Origin of the sequence: Tessaracoccus palaemonis, assembly GCF_019316905.1 — a bacterium.
Classification (GTDB): domain Bacteria; phylum Actinomycetota; class Actinomycetes; order Propionibacteriales; family Propionibacteriaceae; genus Arachnia; species Arachnia palaemonis.
Genome location: NZ_CP079216.1, coordinates 1,427,098 through 1,443,750, shown reverse-complemented (window position 1 = coordinate 1,443,750; position 16,653 = coordinate 1,427,098). Strand labels below are relative to the sequence as shown.

The 16,653-nt window shown below is 69.4% G+C and carries 14 protein-coding genes; 7 read left to right on the top strand and 7 right to left on the bottom strand.

The genetic code is table 11. The features are described from left to right. Window position 1: 1 nt before the first annotated feature. The 5 genes from gatC to KDB89_RS06480 all read right to left on the bottom strand — a co-directional run bounded on the left by gatC (window position 2) and on the right by KDB89_RS06480 (window position 3,785). The gene (gene gatC / locus KDB89_RS06500) at window positions 2-295 is read right to left on the bottom strand and encodes an Asp-tRNA(Asn)/Glu-tRNA(Gln) amidotransferase subunit GatC (protein WP_219084018.1); all 294 of its coding nucleotides are present in this window, start codon (window positions 293-295) and stop codon (window positions 2-4) included. A gap of 73 nt (window positions 296-368) precedes the next feature. Continuing rightward, a complete protein-coding gene (locus tag KDB89_RS06495) occupies window positions 369-572 on the bottom strand; it encodes a hypothetical protein (protein ID WP_219084017.1) in 204 nt (67 codons plus the stop codon). Between the two features lie 27 nt (window positions 573-599). Further along, on the bottom strand, window positions 600-1,556 hold the full coding sequence (locus tag KDB89_RS06490; protein WP_219084016.1) for a uroporphyrinogen decarboxylase/cobalamine-independent methonine synthase family protein: 957 nt from the start codon (window positions 1,554-1,556) through the stop codon (window positions 600-602). Beyond that, complete coding sequence (mnmA, locus tag KDB89_RS06485) at window positions 1,556-2,629, bottom strand: tRNA 2-thiouridine(34) synthase MnmA (protein ID WP_219084015.1); 1,074 nt, start codon at window positions 2,627-2,629, stop codon at window positions 1,556-1,558. Before mnmA ends, KDB89_RS06490 begins: the two co-directional genes overlap by 1 nt. A gap of 34 nt (window positions 2,630-2,663) precedes the next feature. Continuing rightward, the gene (locus KDB89_RS06480; protein WP_219084014.1) at window positions 2,664-3,785 is read right to left on the bottom strand and encodes a cysteine desulfurase family protein; all 1,122 of its coding nucleotides are present in this window, start codon (window positions 3,783-3,785) and stop codon (window positions 2,664-2,666) included. Between the two features lie 101 nt (window positions 3,786-3,886). Between KDB89_RS06480 and glgX the strand changes: the two genes are divergently transcribed. The 6 genes from glgX to KDB89_RS06450 all read left to right on the top strand — a co-directional run bounded on the left by glgX (window position 3,887) and on the right by KDB89_RS06450 (window position 13,427). Beyond that, window positions 3,887-6,025, top strand: a complete 2,139-nt coding sequence (glgX, locus tag KDB89_RS06475; protein WP_219084013.1) for a glycogen debranching protein GlgX — start codon at window positions 3,887-3,889, stop codon at window positions 6,023-6,025. A 68-nt stretch (window positions 6,026-6,093) separates the two neighbouring features. Beyond that, window positions 6,094-8,103 carry an alpha-1,4-glucan--maltose-1-phosphate maltosyltransferase gene (locus KDB89_RS06470; RefSeq protein WP_304650877.1) on the top strand — a complete coding sequence of 670 codons (2,010 nt, stop codon included), beginning with the start codon at window positions 6,094-6,096 and terminating at the stop codon, window positions 8,101-8,103. Further along, on the top strand, window positions 8,100-9,275 hold the full coding sequence (locus tag KDB89_RS06465) for a phosphotransferase (protein WP_219084012.1): 1,176 nt from the start codon (window positions 8,100-8,102) through the stop codon (window positions 9,273-9,275). Before KDB89_RS06470 ends, KDB89_RS06465 begins: the two co-directional genes overlap by 4 nt. Continuing rightward, a complete protein-coding gene (gene glgB / locus KDB89_RS06460) occupies window positions 9,275-11,173 on the top strand; it encodes a 1,4-alpha-glucan branching protein GlgB (protein ID WP_219084011.1) in 1,899 nt (632 codons plus the stop codon). Before KDB89_RS06465 ends, glgB begins: the two co-directional genes overlap by 1 nt. Further along, on the top strand, window positions 11,170-11,949 hold the full coding sequence (locus tag KDB89_RS14715; RefSeq protein WP_304650876.1) for an NUDIX hydrolase: 780 nt from the start codon (window positions 11,170-11,172) through the stop codon (window positions 11,947-11,949). The genes glgB and KDB89_RS14715 overlap by 4 nt, the downstream gene beginning before the upstream one ends. Window positions 11,950-12,113: 164 nt before the next feature. Beyond that, entirely contained in the window at window positions 12,114-13,427 is a 1,314-nt protein-coding gene (locus KDB89_RS06450; protein WP_219084010.1) for a hypothetical protein, read from the top strand. Window positions 13,428-13,464: 37 nt separating this feature from the next. Here KDB89_RS06450 and KDB89_RS06445 read toward each other — a convergent pair whose 3' ends face one another. Further along, on the bottom strand, window positions 13,465-14,364 hold the full coding sequence (locus KDB89_RS06445; protein WP_219084009.1) for a tetratricopeptide repeat protein: 900 nt from the start codon (window positions 14,362-14,364) through the stop codon (window positions 13,465-13,467). Between the two features lie 87 nt (window positions 14,365-14,451). Here KDB89_RS06445 and pgm point away from each other — a divergent pair, with 87 nt between their 5' ends. Next, window positions 14,452-16,074 carry a phosphoglucomutase (alpha-D-glucose-1,6-bisphosphate-dependent) gene (gene pgm / locus KDB89_RS06440; protein ID WP_219084008.1) on the top strand — a complete coding sequence of 541 codons (1,623 nt, stop codon included), beginning with the start codon at window positions 14,452-14,454 and terminating at the stop codon, window positions 16,072-16,074. Between the two features lie 20 nt (window positions 16,075-16,094). On the opposite strand, the gene KDB89_RS06435 is transcribed toward pgm, so the two are convergent. Beyond that, window positions 16,095-16,652: a PH domain-containing protein gene (locus KDB89_RS06435; protein WP_219084007.1), complete on the bottom strand. Its 558-nt coding sequence runs from the start codon at window positions 16,650-16,652 to the stop codon at window positions 16,095-16,097. Window position 16,653: the final 1 nt, after the last annotated feature.

Below are 16,653 nucleotides of genomic sequence, written 5' to 3'. Positions count from 1 at the left end.
CTCACTCCTCGCCCAGGATCTGAGGGACGCGGAAGCGCCCGTCCTCGTCGTCGGGGGCGCCGGAGAGCGCCTGCTCGGCCGTCATCGAGTCCCGCACCACGTCGTCGCGGAAGACGTTGGTCATCGTGATCGCGTGCGTCGCCATCGGCACGTCAGGCGTCGCGACCTCCGAGACCCGTCGGATCGATTCCAAGATGACGTCCAGCTCGGGGGCGAGTTCGGCGCATTCCTGCTCGGAGAGCTGGATGCGTGCCAAGGCGCCCAGTCGAGCCACGTCGGCGGCGGTGAGACCCACAGCGCTGCTCCTAGGTTGTCCAGTCGGCCGCTGTCGCGGCCGGGACCATCTTAGGGCGAACCGACCTGGGCCCTTACGCGCCGGTCAGAATGAGGTAGAACATGCGGCCGAGGAAGAACAGGCCGATGGCGATCGCGACGGTGACGATCGGGATGAGGATCCGCTGGACCTTCTTCCACCTGGTGGTGGGCACGCCCGTCGGCCCCCAGGTGCCACGGTTCGCGTGGGCACGCACGGGGTTGTCGCCGTCGAGATTCAGATCGGAGAAGACGCGCACGGCGCCAGTCTAGGCGCAGCCGGCGGGTCAGCCGCGCGCCAGCGACTCCTCGACCAGCGCGGCCGCGCGGGTCAGGGCGTCCAGCTGCGGCACGACGTCGCCGAGACGCCAGCCTGCGAGCCCGCAGGCCGTGCCGAGCAGCAGGTCGTCGTACACCTCGGTGCCGACCTGCCTCAGGATGCGCAGCGCGGTCCGCACGAGTTCGTCGACGCCCTGCCGGGTACGGGATGCGGTGTCGACCACCCCGAGAACGAGCCGGCGACGCTCGTCGCACCACTGGGCCAGCTCGTCGAGGTCGACGAGGGCGGCGTCGACGGCAACCCCGTGGAAGCGCGCCCGGCTGGCCACGCCGAGCCAGCGTCCGGGCGCGCAGCAGTGCAGCAGGGAGGTCTCCCCGCCGAGGGGCCGCAGCGCCTCGACGAGCTCGGCCTCGTCGACGCTGCGGTGCCGCGAGAAGCCGCTGGCGGTCGGCACCGCCCCCGACCCGACCGCGATCAGCCCGGGCTCATCGACCTGCACCCACACCGTCGCCCGAGGAAGGCGGCGGGCCAGGTCGGCGCGCAGCACGGCCGCGGCCTCGGCCAGCGCCTGGGCGAGTTCGCGGCGTGCGCCGTGGTCGGCCAGCAGCCGGTCCCCGGCTGGCCGCTCGACGCCCGAGGCCAGCGTCCATGGGCCCGTCAGCGCCACCTTGAGCACGCCGTCAAAGTCCTGCAGCAGCTCCTCGGCGTCGTCCAGGTCACGGCGCCACCCGCCGCGGGCCCGGCGGTACGCGGCGTCGCCGTGCGCGGCCAGCCGCCAGCCGGCGGGCTGCAGGTCGAACTCGAGGCCGTCGACCATGGCGAGCGTGCGCCCGATCATGTCGGATCCGACGCCGCGCGCCGGCAGCTCGGGCAGCGGCAGCACGTCGGGCAGCGCCTCGGACATGGCCGCCAGCGCGCCGCGGAAGTCGTCGCCGGGCAGGGACCCGGCCGCGGTGACGCGCATCAGCGGGCCTCGGCGATCACGGCGCTGCCGACGACCCGGTCGCCGTCGTAGAGCACGACGCTCTGGCCGGGCGCGACACCTGAGGCCGGCGCGTCGAGGGCCACGACGAGCCCGTCGCCGGTCGCCTCGATGGTGGCGTCCTGAGGCACGCCGTGCGCTCGGTACTGCGCCTGACCGCGCCACGGCCCGAGGACCGGGTCCCCCGTCCACGTGACACGGATGCCGGTCAGCGTGTCCACGGCCAGCTCCCCCCGCGACCCCACCACGACGGTGCGGCTGGCGGGCTCGATGCTCAGCACGTAGCGCGGTTCCCCCGACGGGGCCGGCACCCGCAGGTCGAGCCCCTTGCGCTGGCCGACGGTGTAGTTGTGCGTCCCGGCGTGGACGCCCAGCACGGTCCCCGCGCTGTCGACGATCTCGCCGGGGGCGTCGTCGAGGTGACGGGACAGGAACCCCTGCGTGTCCCCGTCCGCGATGAAGCAGATGTCGTGGCTGTCCGGCTTCTTCGCCACCCCGAACCCGAGGGCGCGGGCCTCCTCCCGGACAACCGGCTTCTCGACGTCGAACAGCGGGAACAGGCACCGCGACAGCTGTGCCTGCGTCAGCATGCCGAGCACGTAGGACTGGTCCTTGGCGGCGTCGGCGGCGCGGTGCAGCGTGACGACGCCGTCGGCGGACCGGCGGAGGTCGGCGTAGTGGCCCGTGGCCACGGCGTCGAACCCGAGCGCGATGCCCCGGTCGAGGACCGCGGCGAACTTGATCTTCTCGTTGCACCTCAGGCAGGGGTTGGGGGTCCGGCCGGCGCGGTACTCGTCGATGAAGTTCTCGACGACGGCCTCGTGGAACTCCTCGGCGAAATCCCACACGTAGAACGGGATGTCGAGCTTGTCGGCGACGCGGCGGGCGTCGTGGGAGTCCTCGAGGGAGCAGCAGCCGCGCGCGCCCGAGCGGTAGGAGGCGGGATTCTTCGAGAGCGCCAGGTGCACGCCCGTGACGTCGTGGCCCTCGGCCACGAGCCTGGCCGCCGCGACGGCGGAGTCGACCCCGCCCGACATCGCCACCAGCACCCTCATCCGCGCCTCCTGACCCTGGATCCGGCGCACCAGTCTACGCGCCGCGCCCGAAGGCCCCGCGCGCCCGATCCAGCGCCTGCGGCAGCGCGACCTCCAGGGCTTCGACGTCGGCGACGGTCGAGGTGTGGCCGAGCGAGAAGCGCAGCGAGCTCGTCGCGTCCTCGAGGCTGCGACCCATCGCGAGCAGCACCTCGCTCGGCTGGTGCACCCCCGCGCGGCACGCGGACCCGACGGAGGCGTCCACCCCGAGCTGGTCGAGCAGGAACAGCACGTCGTCGGCGCGGACGCCGTCGAACGTGGCGTTCACGATGTGCGGCGCGCCGTCGGCGCGGCTGTTGAGCCGCGCCCCGAGCCCGACCACGAGCGCGGCGATGCGGCTACTCAACTCCGCGAGCCGGGGACCCTCGGTGCTGAGTTCGTCGGCGGCGAGGCTCGCCGCGCGTGCGAAGGCCACGGCCAGGGCGACGGCGCTCGTGCCGGACCGCACTCCGCGCTCCTGTCCCCCGCCGAGACCGACCGCCGCGGGCGTCGTCTCCCTGCGGGCGAGCAGCGCGCCGATCCCGACGGGCCCGCCGACCTTGTGGGCGCTGAGGCTCATCAGGTCGAGCCCGCTCGCGGTGAAGTCGACCGGCACGTGGCCCAGCGCCTGCACGGCGTCGCTGTGCAGCCAGGCGTCCGGCGCCAGCGAGCGGACGGCGGCGAGCGGCTGCACGACGCCGGTCTCGTTGTTGACCCACTGCACGCTGACCAGCCCGACCGACGCGTCGACCAGCGTCGCCGCGCGACCGAGGTCGACGAGCCCGCCACCGTCGACGGGCAGCACCTCGGCCCCGCGCGCCACGGCGTCCGCGACGGCAGGGTGTTCAACGGCCGAGACCAGGCAGCGGCGGAATCCGGCGTCGCGGCGGGCCGCCCAGCCTCCCAGGACCGCGATGGTGTCCGCCTCGGACCCTCCCGAGGTGAAGATGACCTCGCTCGGGTGCGCGCCGACCGCGGCCGCCAGCTCCTCGCGGGCCTCCTCCAGTGTGGCCCGGGCCCGCTGGCCCGACCGGTGCAGTGACGAGGCATTGCCGACGATCCCCGACGCCAGGACGAAGGCCTCCAGTGCCTCGGGACGCAGGGGCGACGTCGCGGCATGATCGAGGAACACGGACATGTGCGCAACCTATCCGACGCGACCGTCGTGGCCGGGTTAACGTTCACATCGTCGGAAATGACAGTATTGGTTGCCGACACCATCGGACAGAAAGCCGCCTGATGACTCCTGCCCCGCTCCCCGCGACCGACGCGCTGGGCGCCACGATCACCGGGACCGGAACGCGCTTCGGTCTCTGGGCGCCGCGCGCCGCCCGGGTGGAGCTGGCCCTCGTCGACTCCCGCAACCAGGAGCGCAGGGTCCCGATGGAGGTCGACGAGCACGGCGTCTGGACCGTCGAGGTGCCAGGCGTCGGCGCGGAGCAGCTCTACGGGTACCGGGTGTTCGGCACCTGGAATCCGGGCGGAGGTAACCGCTTCAACCCGCACCAGCTGCTGCTCGACCCCTATGCCCGCGCCATCAGCGGCGGCGTCGACTTCCGCGGCCCCATCCGCGACCACGTTCCGGGGCACCCACGGACCATGTCGACGCTGGACTCGCTGGGCTCGGTGCCCCTGTCGGTCGTCGTCGCCGACACACCGGCACCGACACCCGTGGCCCAGCGCAGGGCTCTGTCCCAGACGATCATCTACGAGACCCACCTGCGGGGCTTCACGAAGCTGCACCCCGAGGTTCCCCACGAGCTGCGTGGCACCTACCTCGGCATGGGGCACCCGAGCGTGATCGACTACCTCGTCGACCTCGGCATCACAGCCGTCGAGTTCCTGCCGCTTCACCACTTCGTCTCGGAACCCTTCATCGCGGAGAAGGGCCTGCGCAACTACTGGGGTTACAACACGCTCGGCTTCTTCGCTCCGCATGCGCTCTACGCGACGCGCGGCACCGTCGGACGCCAGGTCGCCGAGTTCAAGCAGATGGTCTCGGCCCTGCATGAGGCCGGCATCGAGGTCATCCTCGACGTGGTCTACAACCACACCGCAGAGGGCGGCTCGGACGGACCGACGCTGTCCATGCGCGGAATCGACGACGCCGCCTATTACCGCCTCACGGACAACGGGCGCGACGACTATGACGTCACCGGCTGCGGGAACTCCGTCAACACCTCCACGCCGATGGTGCGCGCGATGGTGCTCGACTCCATGCGGTACTGGGTCACCGAGATGGGCGTCGACGGTTTCCGGTTCGACCTGGCCACGACGCTGGTGCGCAACAGGAAACACCACGTCGACCACCACCATGCCCTCAAGCGACTCATCGCCGCCGACCCGACGTTCGACGACATCAAGATCATCGCCGAGCCATGGGACATCGGGCCGTTCGGGTACCAGGTCGGCGCGTGGGGAGCCGGCTGGCACGAGTGGAACGACCGCTTCCGTGACCTGGTGCGCGACTACTGGCGCGGCGCCATCCACGGCGTGCAGGAGCTGGCCACCCGGCTCGCCGGTTCCCCCGACCTGTTCGACGCCCCCGGCCGCTGCCCGCAGTCGAGCATCAACTTCATCACGGCCCACGACGGGTTCACGATGCGCGACCTTGTCAGCTACGACGTGAAACACAACCTCGCCAACGCCGAGTCGAACCGCGACGGGACCGACAACAACCGCTCCTGGAACCACGGCTGGGAGGGGGAGACCTCCGACGAGGAGATCAACGCGATCCGCCGCCGCCAGGTGCTGAATCTCATGGCCACGCAGTTGCTCGCCATCGGCACGCCCATGCTGACCGCCGGCGACGAGTTCGGGCGCACCCAGCAGGGCAACAACAACGCGTACTGCCAGGACTCGCCCATCAGCTGGGTCGACTGGAACATCAGCCCCCAGTGGCGCGGCGTTCACGACAAGGTCCGTTCCCTGATCGCCATCCGCCAGGCCTACAGCGTCTTCCAGCCGACCGACTTCGCCTACCACAACGAGATCCTCAGCCCCCAGGGCGAGAACCTTCACCGGGTCGACATGACGTGGATGAACGGCAAGGGCGGCCAGATGACCGAGATCGACTGGCACGACGGATCCCGCCGACTGCTCGGCATGTACGTGTCGAACGAGCACGAGGCGTTCCTCACCTGGTTCAACTCCGGCGCCGGCGACGCCCGGATCCGGCTGCCGGAACTGCCCTGGGGCCGCAGCTACCGCGTGGTGTGGCACAGCGGGGGCGACGGCGAACTGCCCGAGGGCCTGCTGCCCGCCGGTGCGAGGCTCACGCTGCCCGGCCGCACCGTCGCGGTGATGCGCGCCGAGGTGCCGACCAGCTCGCTGCAGCTCCTGACCTGGGAGGGGGAGGCGAGAACCGAGAGGGGCTGAACACGTCACATAGACACGCGTCTGGACCCGGAGCGTAACGAGCGGGTCCATTGGCTAGGCTGTGCAGCGTGACAGACGAGTTTCCGGCCCGCGCCGCACGCCAGCGAATCATCCGTACCGAGGGCGGCCTCGGGCGCATTCCCGTCACCGGTGTCAGCCCTGTGCTGCAGGGCGGCGCGTACCCGGTCAAGGCGGTCGTGCACGAGCGTCTTCTCATCCAGGCCCATGTCTTCCGCGAGGGGCACGACGCTGTCAACGCGTCGGTCATCCTGACGGCCCCCGGCGGCACTCAGCGCCGCATCGACATGGTCCAGGTGGAGCCCCTCGGCCTCGACGTCTGGCAGGCCCATGTCCGGATGGCCGCCGAGGGCGACTGGACCTACCGCGTCGAGGGCTGGAGCGACCCCTGGGGCACCTGGACGTACAACGCGACAAAGAAGCTCCCCGCCGCCGTGGACGTCGACCTCGTCTGCATGGAGGGGCGCGACCTGCTCGAGCGCGCCGCGGCGCAGGCCGAGACGCTGCGGGCCCCCGGCGCCGCCCACCTGCTGCGCGGCACGGCCGAGTCCGTCACGCCCGAGGCCGACGTGAGCGAGCTGCTCGAGCTGATCACCTCAGCGCCCATCCGACGCGCGATGGCGCGCTTCGGACCTCGCGAGCTGGTCTCCCCGACCCCCGACTACCCCATCCGCGTCGAGCGCCGGCGTGCCCTCTACTCGTCCTGGTACGAGTTCTTCCCCCGCTCGCAGGGCGCCACGCAGGGCGACGACGGCCAGTGGCACTCCGGCACCTTCGCCTCGTCGCATGAGCGCCTCGAGGCGGCAGCCGCCATGGGCTTCCACATCGTCTACCTGCCCCCGATCCACCCGATCGGCTCCGCCTTCCGCAAGGGGAAGAACAACTCGCTGACCCCCTCGCCGCAGGACCCGGGCTCCCCGTGGGCCATCGGCTCGCCCGAGGGCGGCCACGACGCGATCCACCCTGATCTCGGCGACTTCGACGACTTCGACGAGTTCGTCTCGAAGGCACGCTCGCTGGGGCTGGAGGTGGCGCTCGACCTCGCGCTGCAGGCCTCACCCGACCACCCCTGGGTCGGTGAGCACCCCGAGTGGTTCACCACGCGCCTCGACGGCACGATCGCCTACGCGGAGAACCCGCCCAAGAAGTACCAGGACATCTACCCCATCAACTTCGACAACGACCCCGTCGGGATCTACCACGAAGTGCTGCGGATCGTCCGGTTCTGGATCGACCGTGGCGTGACCATCTTCCGCGTCGACAACCCGCACACCAAGCCGGTCGAGTTCTGGGACTGGCTTCTCCAGCGCGTCCACGAGACCAACCCGGAGATCATCTTCCTGGCGGAGGCCTTCACGAAGCCGCAGATGATGTCGGCGCTCGGCACCGTCGGCTTCCAGCAGAGCTACACCTACTTCACCTGGCGCAACCTCAAGTGGGAGCTGACGGAGTATCTGACGGAACTCAGCGGCGAGATGGCCTCGCATTACAGGCCGAACTTCTTCGTCAACACGCCCGACATCAACCCCTTCTTCCTGCAGTCCGGCAATCCCGCCGCCTTCGCGATCCGCGCGATCCTCGCCGCGACCATGTCGCCGACGTGGGGCGTCTACTCCGGCTTCGAGCTGTTCGAGCACGAAGCGCTGGCACCCGGCAAGGAGGAGTACCTCAACTCCGAGAAATACGAGTACCGGCCGCGCGACTACGACGCCGAGCCGAACCTCAACGTGCTGATGGGGACGCTGAACCGCCTCCGGGAGGCCCACCCGGCGCTGCAGCAGCTCCGCGACGTGCACTTCCATCACGCCCCGCATGACAAGGTCATCGCGTTCTCCAAGTCGGACGGCGACGACGTCGTGCTCGTGGTGTGCTCGCTGGACCCGGACAACACCGTCGAGTCGAGCCTGAACCTGGACTTCGCCGCACTGGGGCTTCCCGGTGCACGTCAGGTGGCCGTCTTCGACGAGCTGAACCAGGAGCGCTACACCTGGGGTGAGGAGGCATTCGTCCGCCTCTACCCCGGTCGTCCCGCACACGTCCTGCATGTGACCGCGGAGTGAACCACGACGACCTGACCACCGCCCTGTTCGAGCTTGCCTCGACGCAGCGCTGGTTCTCAGGCCGCGCCGGCACTCCCGCGGGGGTCGAACTCGGAGACTGGGTCGTGCGTCCCGGTCCCGGCCCGGGTCTGCGCCCGGCGGTCCTCCTCGTCTCCTATCCCGACGGCCGCGTGGACCGGTTCCTCATTCCGCTGCGCATCGACCCTGACGGCAGCTTCGTCGACGCGTGCGACGAGGCGGGGTTACTGCTGGACGCGCTCCGCGCCGGCGCTCCCGGCTTCGAGGCATTCCGGCAGATCCCGGAGGGGCTTGGCGCCCGCCGGTTCTCCGGCGAGCAGTCGAACACGACCGTGTTCTTCGGCACGACCCTGCTCGCCAAGGTCTTCCGGCGCCTCGAGCCGGGACGCAATGTCGACGTCGAGTTGCACCGCGCGCTCGCCGGGACCGGTACCGTCGCAGAGCTCTACGGCACGTGGAGCGTCGGCGACACCGACCTCGCCGTGTTCCTCGAGTGCCTGCAGGACCCGACAGACGGCTTCGAGCTGGCGCGTCGCCACGCCGCCGCCCGGGCGGACTTCTCCGACCACGCCCGCGCCGCGGGCGCCGCCCTTGCCCGGCTGCACGAGGCCCTTGCCGAACGCCTCGGTACGGGCACGCTGTCGGGTGCGGAGCTCGCGGCGGCCTTCCGCGCACGCTTCGCCGACGTCGTCGGACAGCAGCCGGCTGTGGGTCCCTTCGCGGACGCGGCGGCAGCTGTTTTCGACGCCGTCCCCCCGGGCGACCTGCCGGCGCAGCGGATCCACGGCGACTGTCACCTCGGGCAGGTGCTGCTCACTCAGGGGCGCTGGGTCTACGTCGACTTCGAGGGAGAGCCCCTCAGACCGATGGCCGATCGACGGCTCCCCGACTCCCCGCTGCGCGACGTGGCAGGCATGCTCCGTTCCCTGCGCTACGCCTCGGTCATGGAGGAGGCACCCGACGGGTGGCTCACCGCCGCCCGCGACGCGTTCCTCACCGGCTACGGCCTCGACCCGGCCCGCCCCGATCCGGTGCTCGCCGCGTACGAGACGGACAAGGCCGGATACGAAGTGTCCTACGAGTCACGATTCCGCCCACACCTGGTGCGGGTGCCGATAGATTTTCTGGCAGCACTTCCACAAAGGAGCTCATGATGGCGCACGACCAGTTCGGCGGACTGACCGGATGGGACCTCGAAGGTTTCCACGGCGGCGGGGACACGGAGGTCTGGCGAAGGCTCGGCAGCCACGTCGTCGCCGTCCCCGACGATGAGCGCGGCGAGGTGACGGGCGTCCGGTTCGCCGTGTGGGCCCCCAACGCGAAGTCGGTCCAGGTGATCGGCGACTTCAACTGGTGGACAGGCGACCCCATGCGGCTGGTCCCGGGCAGCGGAGTGTGGGCCACGTTCATCGAGGGCCTCGGCGAGGAGACTCTCTACAAGTTCCGGATCGAGACCGCCGACGGCACGTGGATCGAGAAGGTCGACCCGATGGCCCGCTTCAGTGAGCAGGCCCCGACCAATGCCTCCATCGTCTACGAGTCCCGCTACGCGTGGAGCGACGACGAGTGGATGGCGCGACGCCGCGAGGCGCAGGCGCACCGCGAGGCGATGAGCATCTACGAGCTGCACCTCGGCGGCTGGCGACGCAACAAGAGCTACCTCGACCTCGCGGAGGAGCTCGTCAGCTACATCAAGTGGCAGGGCTACACGCACGTCGAACTGATGCCCGTGGCCGAGCACCCGTTCGAGCCCAGCTGGGGCTACCAGGTCACGGGCTACTTCTCGCCCACGTCGCGCTTCGGCAAGCCGGACGACCTGCGCCACCTGATCGACAAGCTCCACCAGGCCGGCATCGGCGTCATCATGGACTGGGTGCCGGGACACTTCCCGAAGGACGAGTGGGCGCTGGGCCGCTTCGACGGCACCGCCCTGTACGAGCACGCCGACCCCCGTCAGGGCGAGCACGTGGACTGGGGCACCTACATCTTCAACTACGGGCGCAACGAGGTGAAGTCCTTCCTGGTCAGCAATGCGCTGTACTGGATCAAGGAGTTCCACATCGACGGCCTGCGCGTCGACGCGGTCGCCTCGATGCTGTACCTCGACTACTCGCGCAACGAGGGAGAGTGGGTGCCGAACGAGTTCGGTGGCCGCGAGAACCTCGAGGCGATCGACTTCCTGCGCTACGTCAACCGCCATCTCTACGAGCGCGAGCCCGGCGTCCTGATGATCGCCGAGGAGTCCACCAGCTTCCCGGGCGTCACCAGGCCGGTGCATGAGGGCGGCCTCGGCTTCGGTTTCAAGTGGAACATGGGCTGGATGAACGACACGCTGCGCTATCTGCAGCTCGACCCGATCTACCGCCAGTACGATCACAACCTGCTGACGTTCGCCATGGTCTATGCCTACTCGGAGAACTTCGTGCTGCCGATCAGCCACGACGAGGTTGTGCACGGCAAGGGCTCCATGATCAACAAGGTCCCTCAGGACGACTGGCGTAAGTTCGCCACGCTGCGCGCCTACTACTCCTTCATGTGGAGCTTCCCCGGCAAGCAGCTCGTCTTCATGGGCTGCGAGTTCGGCCAGCGTCCGGAGTTCAATGAGTCCGTCTCGCTGGAGTGGTGGGTCTCGGAGCTGTGGGGCCACGGCGGTCTGCAGCGCCTGTTCCGCGACCTGAACATGATCTACCGTTCATCGCCCGCGCTGTACCGCCTTGACAGCGACCCGGCGGGCTTCAGCTGGATCAACGCAGACGACAACTCTCACAACACCTTGTCGTGGGTCCGTCACGACGGCGAGGGCAACCACGTCGCCTGCGTGACGAACTTCTCCCCCGAGCCGTTGCGCGACTACGAGATCGGGCTGCCGCTGGCCGGCGCCTGGGAGGAGATCCTCAACACGGACGCGCCGATCTACGACGGCGCCGGCGAGTACGGCAACCTCGGCGAGGTCACCGCCGTCGAGCAGCCGTGGGGCCACTTCCCGGCCCGCGCGAACGTCACTGTCCCCCCGCTCGGCTCCATCTGGCTCAGGCGAAGCGACGCGCAGTGAGCGACTTCAAGGTCGAGGTGGACATCGCCGACGGTGTCGGTCGGCTCCGCTGGGAGCAGCAGAGCGTCGACGCCGAGACCCTACAGCGAGCGGTGTCGCTCGCCGCGGACGACGCGATCATTGCCCACGACCTGAGGCGCCTGCAGGTGGAGTTGCCCGACTGGGACGCTACCGCGCGCACGGCGTTGCACCGCTGCGGGTTCCGGCTCGAGGGGCGGCTGAGGTCAGCCATCGAGCCGGAACCGGGCGTCTTCCGGGATGTGCTCGTCTACTCCCGGCTGGCGGTCGACACCGTCTACGGCGAGCACGGGTTCTCCGGCATGCTCGACTCGATCCTGCCCACCAAGCGCCTCATCGCGCACGTGCTGTTCCGCGACGAGGAGGGCCGAGTGCTGCTCCTGGAGACCACGTACAAACAGGACTGGGAGCTGCCTGGCGGCGTCGTGGAGCGGGGCGAGTCGCCCAGGGCCGGCGCCGAGCGGGAGGTCGAGGAGGAGCTCGGCCTCGAGGTCGCGCTCGGCCAGCCGCTCATCGCGGACTGGATGCCGCCGTACCTCGGCTGGTCCGACGCGGTGGAGTTCATCTTCGACGGCGGGGTCCTCGACGCCGTGACGGTCGCGACCATCGCCGCCTCCGACCACGAGATCCGAGACGTGCACTGGGTGGCGCCCCATGAGATCGGCGAGTTCGTCACGGAGCTGTCCTTCCGACGCATCACCTGGCTGCTGGAAGGCGGCCGGGGCTATTCGGAGGCCGGCTACCCGGTGGGAACCTAGCCGAGCGGCTGCGGCGTCCGACCACTCGGGAGGCTGGCCGGTGAGAATGAGCAGCCTCACTCTCGCGAGTCAGGACGGCCACATCGGCGTTGGGTGCACGGTGCCAGCGGGCTCAACTGACGGGCCGGAGGAATCAGCGATTCACTCCATGAGAAACTTGTCGCATGCATCTGAGCACCCTCCCCAGGCACAGGCTAGGAGCGTCTCCCCCCCATTTCTATGCCGCGGCAGTTTCATTGATCGGATTCATCTTCCTCCTCGTGCCGAGGCTGACGGGCCAGGTTGCATTGCATCTCCACAAAGAGGACGGCACCATTTTCCTGAGCGACTTCCTCGCTCGAGGGTGGATGGCGATGCTCGAGCCCTATTCCGGATACCTGCACGTGATGGCCCGGCTTGTCGTTGGAATCGTGGTGATGGCCCTTCCACTGCAGCTGGCCAGCTGGGGAATCGCGGTCAGCATGGCTCTCATCCGGATGGGATTCATGTGGCTCGCATGGCCGTTCTTCACCAAGCTGACACAGTCATGGCGCTGGGGTCTGGCCTGCGCATCTGTGTTCATTTTCATCCCTGCCGGTCAACATGAGGTGTTGGGAAATGTCACGAACCTGCGCTGGTTCTGCGACGCCATCCTCGTCATCATCCTACTGACGAGCTATCGCAGGAAGGCTGTGACAATCACGGCTGCGGTCGTGGCCGCGCTGTGTGTGATGACCGATCCCCTCGGCCTGATCGTCGCTCCCCTCGCCATCTGGCAATTGGTGCGGGCCTGCGGCTGGTGGGAACGGGTGCCGAGCCTCACGTATGGCGTTGGCGCTGCCATTCAGTTCTTTTCCATGAACGCCTCCGAGCGAGCCATCGACTCAGACGGCGCGCTGCAGAACAACCTGCTGGAGGCACTGGTACAGGTACTCGTTAGGGGATTGGATGTCACGGCGTTCGGGGTGACCGGGTCGCAGATCCTGATTCGTATCTCCGGCGTGGCGGGGGCCTGTGTGGTGGCCATGGTCCCGCTCGCGCTGCTCATCATTGCTGTGACTCGCAGGTCGGGCAATGCGCAGAAGGCCAGACCAGCGATAGTGACGCTGTGTGTTGCAGGCGGCGCGCTCCTCATGGGCACGCTTTTCTTCGCCGACATGCAGGCGATCGCGATCACCGACTGGTGGACGCCGGCTGAACCATCTCGATACTCCGTGCCATTTGCCCTACTCGTGACACCAGCCCTGATCCTTGCCGCCTGGGCGCTGGGAAATCGGTTGGTGACCTACCTCCTCGCTGCGGTACTGCTGATGGGCATCGCAGCAGATTTTCGCGGCGACCCATGGAATACGGCAGGCCCGGTCTGGTCTGACTCGGTCTCGGAGGCGCGTCTGGCGTGTGCTGACGGCGCGAATGGGGATCCCGTGGTGGTACAGATCACGCCGGAAGGTGTCGCAATGTCCTGGACAGCCACAATTCCATGTGCGGCAGTGAGGTGACCAGCGGATAGGCGTTGCTGAGCAGGGACGAGGAACGTCAGAAAAGGACGGTCGCGAGTCGGCGGCGTGCCTTGAGCACGACCTGCTCCGTGCGCCCGACCACCTCGAACAGCTCCAGCAGGCGGACCCTGATGGTGTCCTTCTCGTCGGGGCCGACCTCGGCCGCCAGCCCGAGCAGCCGGTCGAAGGCCTCCTCGTAGCGGCCGTTGATGACCTCGAGGTCGGCGGCGTCGAGCTGCGCGGGCACGTCGCCCGGCCCGGCGGCGGCCTTCTCGACGATGCCCTGCGCGTCGAAGCCAAGGCTGCGGTTCAGGAGCGCCGCCTGCGCCCGGCCCGCGATGACCTCGGCGTCGTGCGGGGTCTGGGCCAGCAGCGTGTCGAACTCCGCCAGCGCCGCCGCAAAGTCGCCGGCCTCGAGGGCCGCATCCGCCTTCGCGAAGCGCGGGTCTGCCACCGGAGCAGCTTCGCCCTCGGGCCCGGCCGGGCCGTCGACCGGCGTCGCCCGCCCTGTCAGGCCGTTCCCGACGGCCACCTGCGCGACCTGGTCCAGCACCTGGGCGATCTCCTCGCGGGTCTTGGTGCCCTGGAACAGCGGCGCCAGCTGGCCCCCGATGACGGCGACGACCGTCGGGACGGCCTGCACCCCGAATCCCTGGGCCAGGCGCGGCTCCGCGTCGACGTCGACGCGGCCGAGCAGGAAGCGGCCGTCGGCCGCGTTGACCAGCTCCGCGAGCGCGGCCGACGTGGCCTGCCCCGCCTGGTCACGCGACGAGTGGAACTCGACGAGCACGGGATGCTGCATCGAGCGCGCCGCGACTGCCTGGAACTCGGCCTCCGTCAGCGGCATCACGTAGTTGGCGCCGGAGTGCTGCCCCGCGGCGGTGGAGAGCGTGGAAAGGTCGACGGCCCCGGGACGTGAGAAGTTGGCTTGCGTCATGGTCCCTATTCTGGCCGCCGCGTCGGCACCCTTCAAGCACGGGCCGTTACCTTCCCGCGCGAGGAAGGGCGCCACTAGGATTGCTGCATGGCACATGAGCGCGCCGGGCTTCCGGCTCAGGAATCCGATCTGATCGACGTCGACGAGGTCATCGCCGCCTACTACGATCGCGTCCCCGATCCCGCCAACCCGGACCAGCAGGTCACCTTCGGCACCTCCGGCCACCGCGGCTCTTCGCTGGACACCGCCTTCAACGAGGCGCACATCGCCGCCACCACCCAGGCGATCGTCGAGTACCGCGCGGCGCAGAACACCACAGGCCCGCTGTTCATCGGCAAGGACACCCACGCGCTGAGCTACCCGGCCTGGAAGACGGCGATCGAGGTGCTGCACGCGCACGGCGTCGAGGTGCTCGCCGAGCGTGACGACGAGTACACGCCCACCCCGGCCGTGTCGCGGGCCATCATCCGACACAACCTCGGCGCCGGTCCCCGCGCCGACGGCATCGTCGTCACCCCGTCCCACAACCCCCCGCGCGACGGCGGCTTCAAGTACAACCCGCCGAACGGCGGACCGGCCGACACCGACGCGACGAAGGTGATCGCCGCCCGCGCCAACGAGCTGCTCGGCGACTACCGCTCCATCCGCCGCACGCCGTACGAGCGGGCCGCCTCCGAGATCACCCGCTACGACTACCGCACGCCGTACTGCAATGAGCTGTCGCAGGTGCTGAACCTCGACGCGATCAAGGCGTCCGGGCTGGTCCACGGCGCGGATCCGCTCGGCGGCGCCTCGGTGCAGTACTGGCAGTTCCTAGCAGAGCAGGGGCTCCCGATCGAGGTCGTCAACCCGACGGTCGACCCCACCTGGCGGTTCATGACGCTCGACACCGACGGCAAGATCCGCATGGACTGCAGCTCCCCCGACGCCATGGCGTCTCTCGTCCAGCAGAGGGACCGCTACACGGTGGCCACCGGCAACGACGCGGACTCCGACCGGCACGGCATCGTGACCCCCGACGCCGGCCTGATGAACCCCAACGCCTACCTGGCGGTGGCGATCAACTACCTGTTCTCGCACCGCCCCGGCTGGTCGCCCGAGGCCGGCGTGGGCAAGACGCTGGTCTCCAGCTCGCTGATCGACAAGGTCGCGGCCAAGCTGGGGCGGCGCCGGGCCGAGGTGCCCGTCGGCTTCAAGTGGTTCGTGCCGGGGCTCAGCGACGGGTCCATCGGCTTCGGCGGCGAGGAGTCGGCGGGCGCCTCGTTCCTGACGCTGGCCGGCTCCACCTGGACGACCGACAAGGACGGCATCCTGCTCGCGCTGCTCGCCAGCGAGATCATCGCCGTCACCGGCCGCACGCCCTCGCAGCACTACGCGGACCTCGAGTCCGAGTTCGGCCGCTCCTACTACGCCCGCGTGGACGCCGACGCCGACCGCGCGCAGAAGGCCCGGCTGGCGCGGCTGAGCTCGGCGGACGTCACCGTCACGGAGCTGGCGGGCGAGCCGATCACCGCGGTCCTGTCGCACGCGCCCGGCAACGACGCGGCCATCGGCGGCATCAAGGTGACCACCGAGAACGCCTGGTTCGCGGCGCGCCCGTCCGGCACCGAGGACAAGTACAAGATCTACGCCGAGTCCCTGAAGGGCGCCGACCACCTGGCCGAGGTGCAGAGCGCCGCCAGGGAACTCGTGGACCGGGCCCTGGCCTGACCCTGTGCCCGGCGGCGCCTCTAGGTGCCGTCGGGCGAGGACGTGTCACGGACCCAGGACTCGACCTTCATGGTCTGCCTGAGGCCCGACAGCTGGATCACCCGCTGGATCGTCAGGTCGCGACGCTCCGGGTCGCCGACGAACCGGATGTCGCGGAGCCCCTGGTCCTGCGCCGCGGACTCGAACACGAAGTGGCCGTAGCCGAGCAGGTGTCCCCACAGCGTGCGCATCATCGAGATGTCGAGGATCCGGGTCATCGGCATGGTGGCCAGGTGCGTGGTGAAGACCCCGTGCACCCGGAAGACCCGCATGTTCGTGATGACGAACCGGTCCATGTGGGCGACGTGCACCTTCCAGGCCCCGACGGAGACTGCGGCGAGCCCGAGCAACATCGGCGCCCAGAACAGTCCGCGGGCGAAGACCATCGACACGAACAGGGGGATGCTCAGCAGCATCAGGGCGTACCACCAGATGGTGGCCGCCCAGTGCTTGCGCACCTCGTCGATGACCACCTCCCCCTCGACATCGAGGAGGTGGGCCTCGATGTTCGGATCGAGGAAGCGCCCGAGGACGCCCACG

Bases quoted from the DNA above. Each gene is read 5' to 3' on its own strand.
- KDB89_RS06490 (WP_219084016.1), bottom strand. From the start codon at position 1,556: ATGCGCGTCACCGCGGCCGGGTCCCTGCCCGGCGACGACTTCCGCGGC.
- mnmA (WP_219084015.1), bottom strand. From the start codon at position 2,629: ATGAGGGTGCTGGTGGCGATGTCGGGCGGGGTCGACTCCGCCGTCGCG.
- KDB89_RS06480 (WP_219084014.1), bottom strand. From the start codon at position 3,785: ATGTCCGTGTTCCTCGATCATGCCGCGACGTCGCCCCTGCGTCCCGAG.
- glgX (WP_219084013.1), top strand. From the start codon at position 3,887: ATGACTCCTGCCCCGCTCCCCGCGACCGACGCGCTGGGCGCCACGATC.
- glgB (WP_219084011.1), top strand. From the start codon at position 9,275: ATGGCGCACGACCAGTTCGGCGGACTGACCGGATGGGACCTCGAAGGT.
- KDB89_RS06450 (WP_219084010.1), top strand. From the start codon at position 12,114: ATGCATCTGAGCACCCTCCCCAGGCACAGGCTAGGAGCGTCTCCCCCC.
- KDB89_RS06445 (WP_219084009.1), bottom strand. From the start codon at position 14,364: ATGACGCAAGCCAACTTCTCACGTCCCGGGGCCGTCGACCTTTCCACG.
- pgm (WP_219084008.1), top strand. From the start codon at position 14,452: ATGGCACATGAGCGCGCCGGGCTTCCGGCTCAGGAATCCGATCTGATC.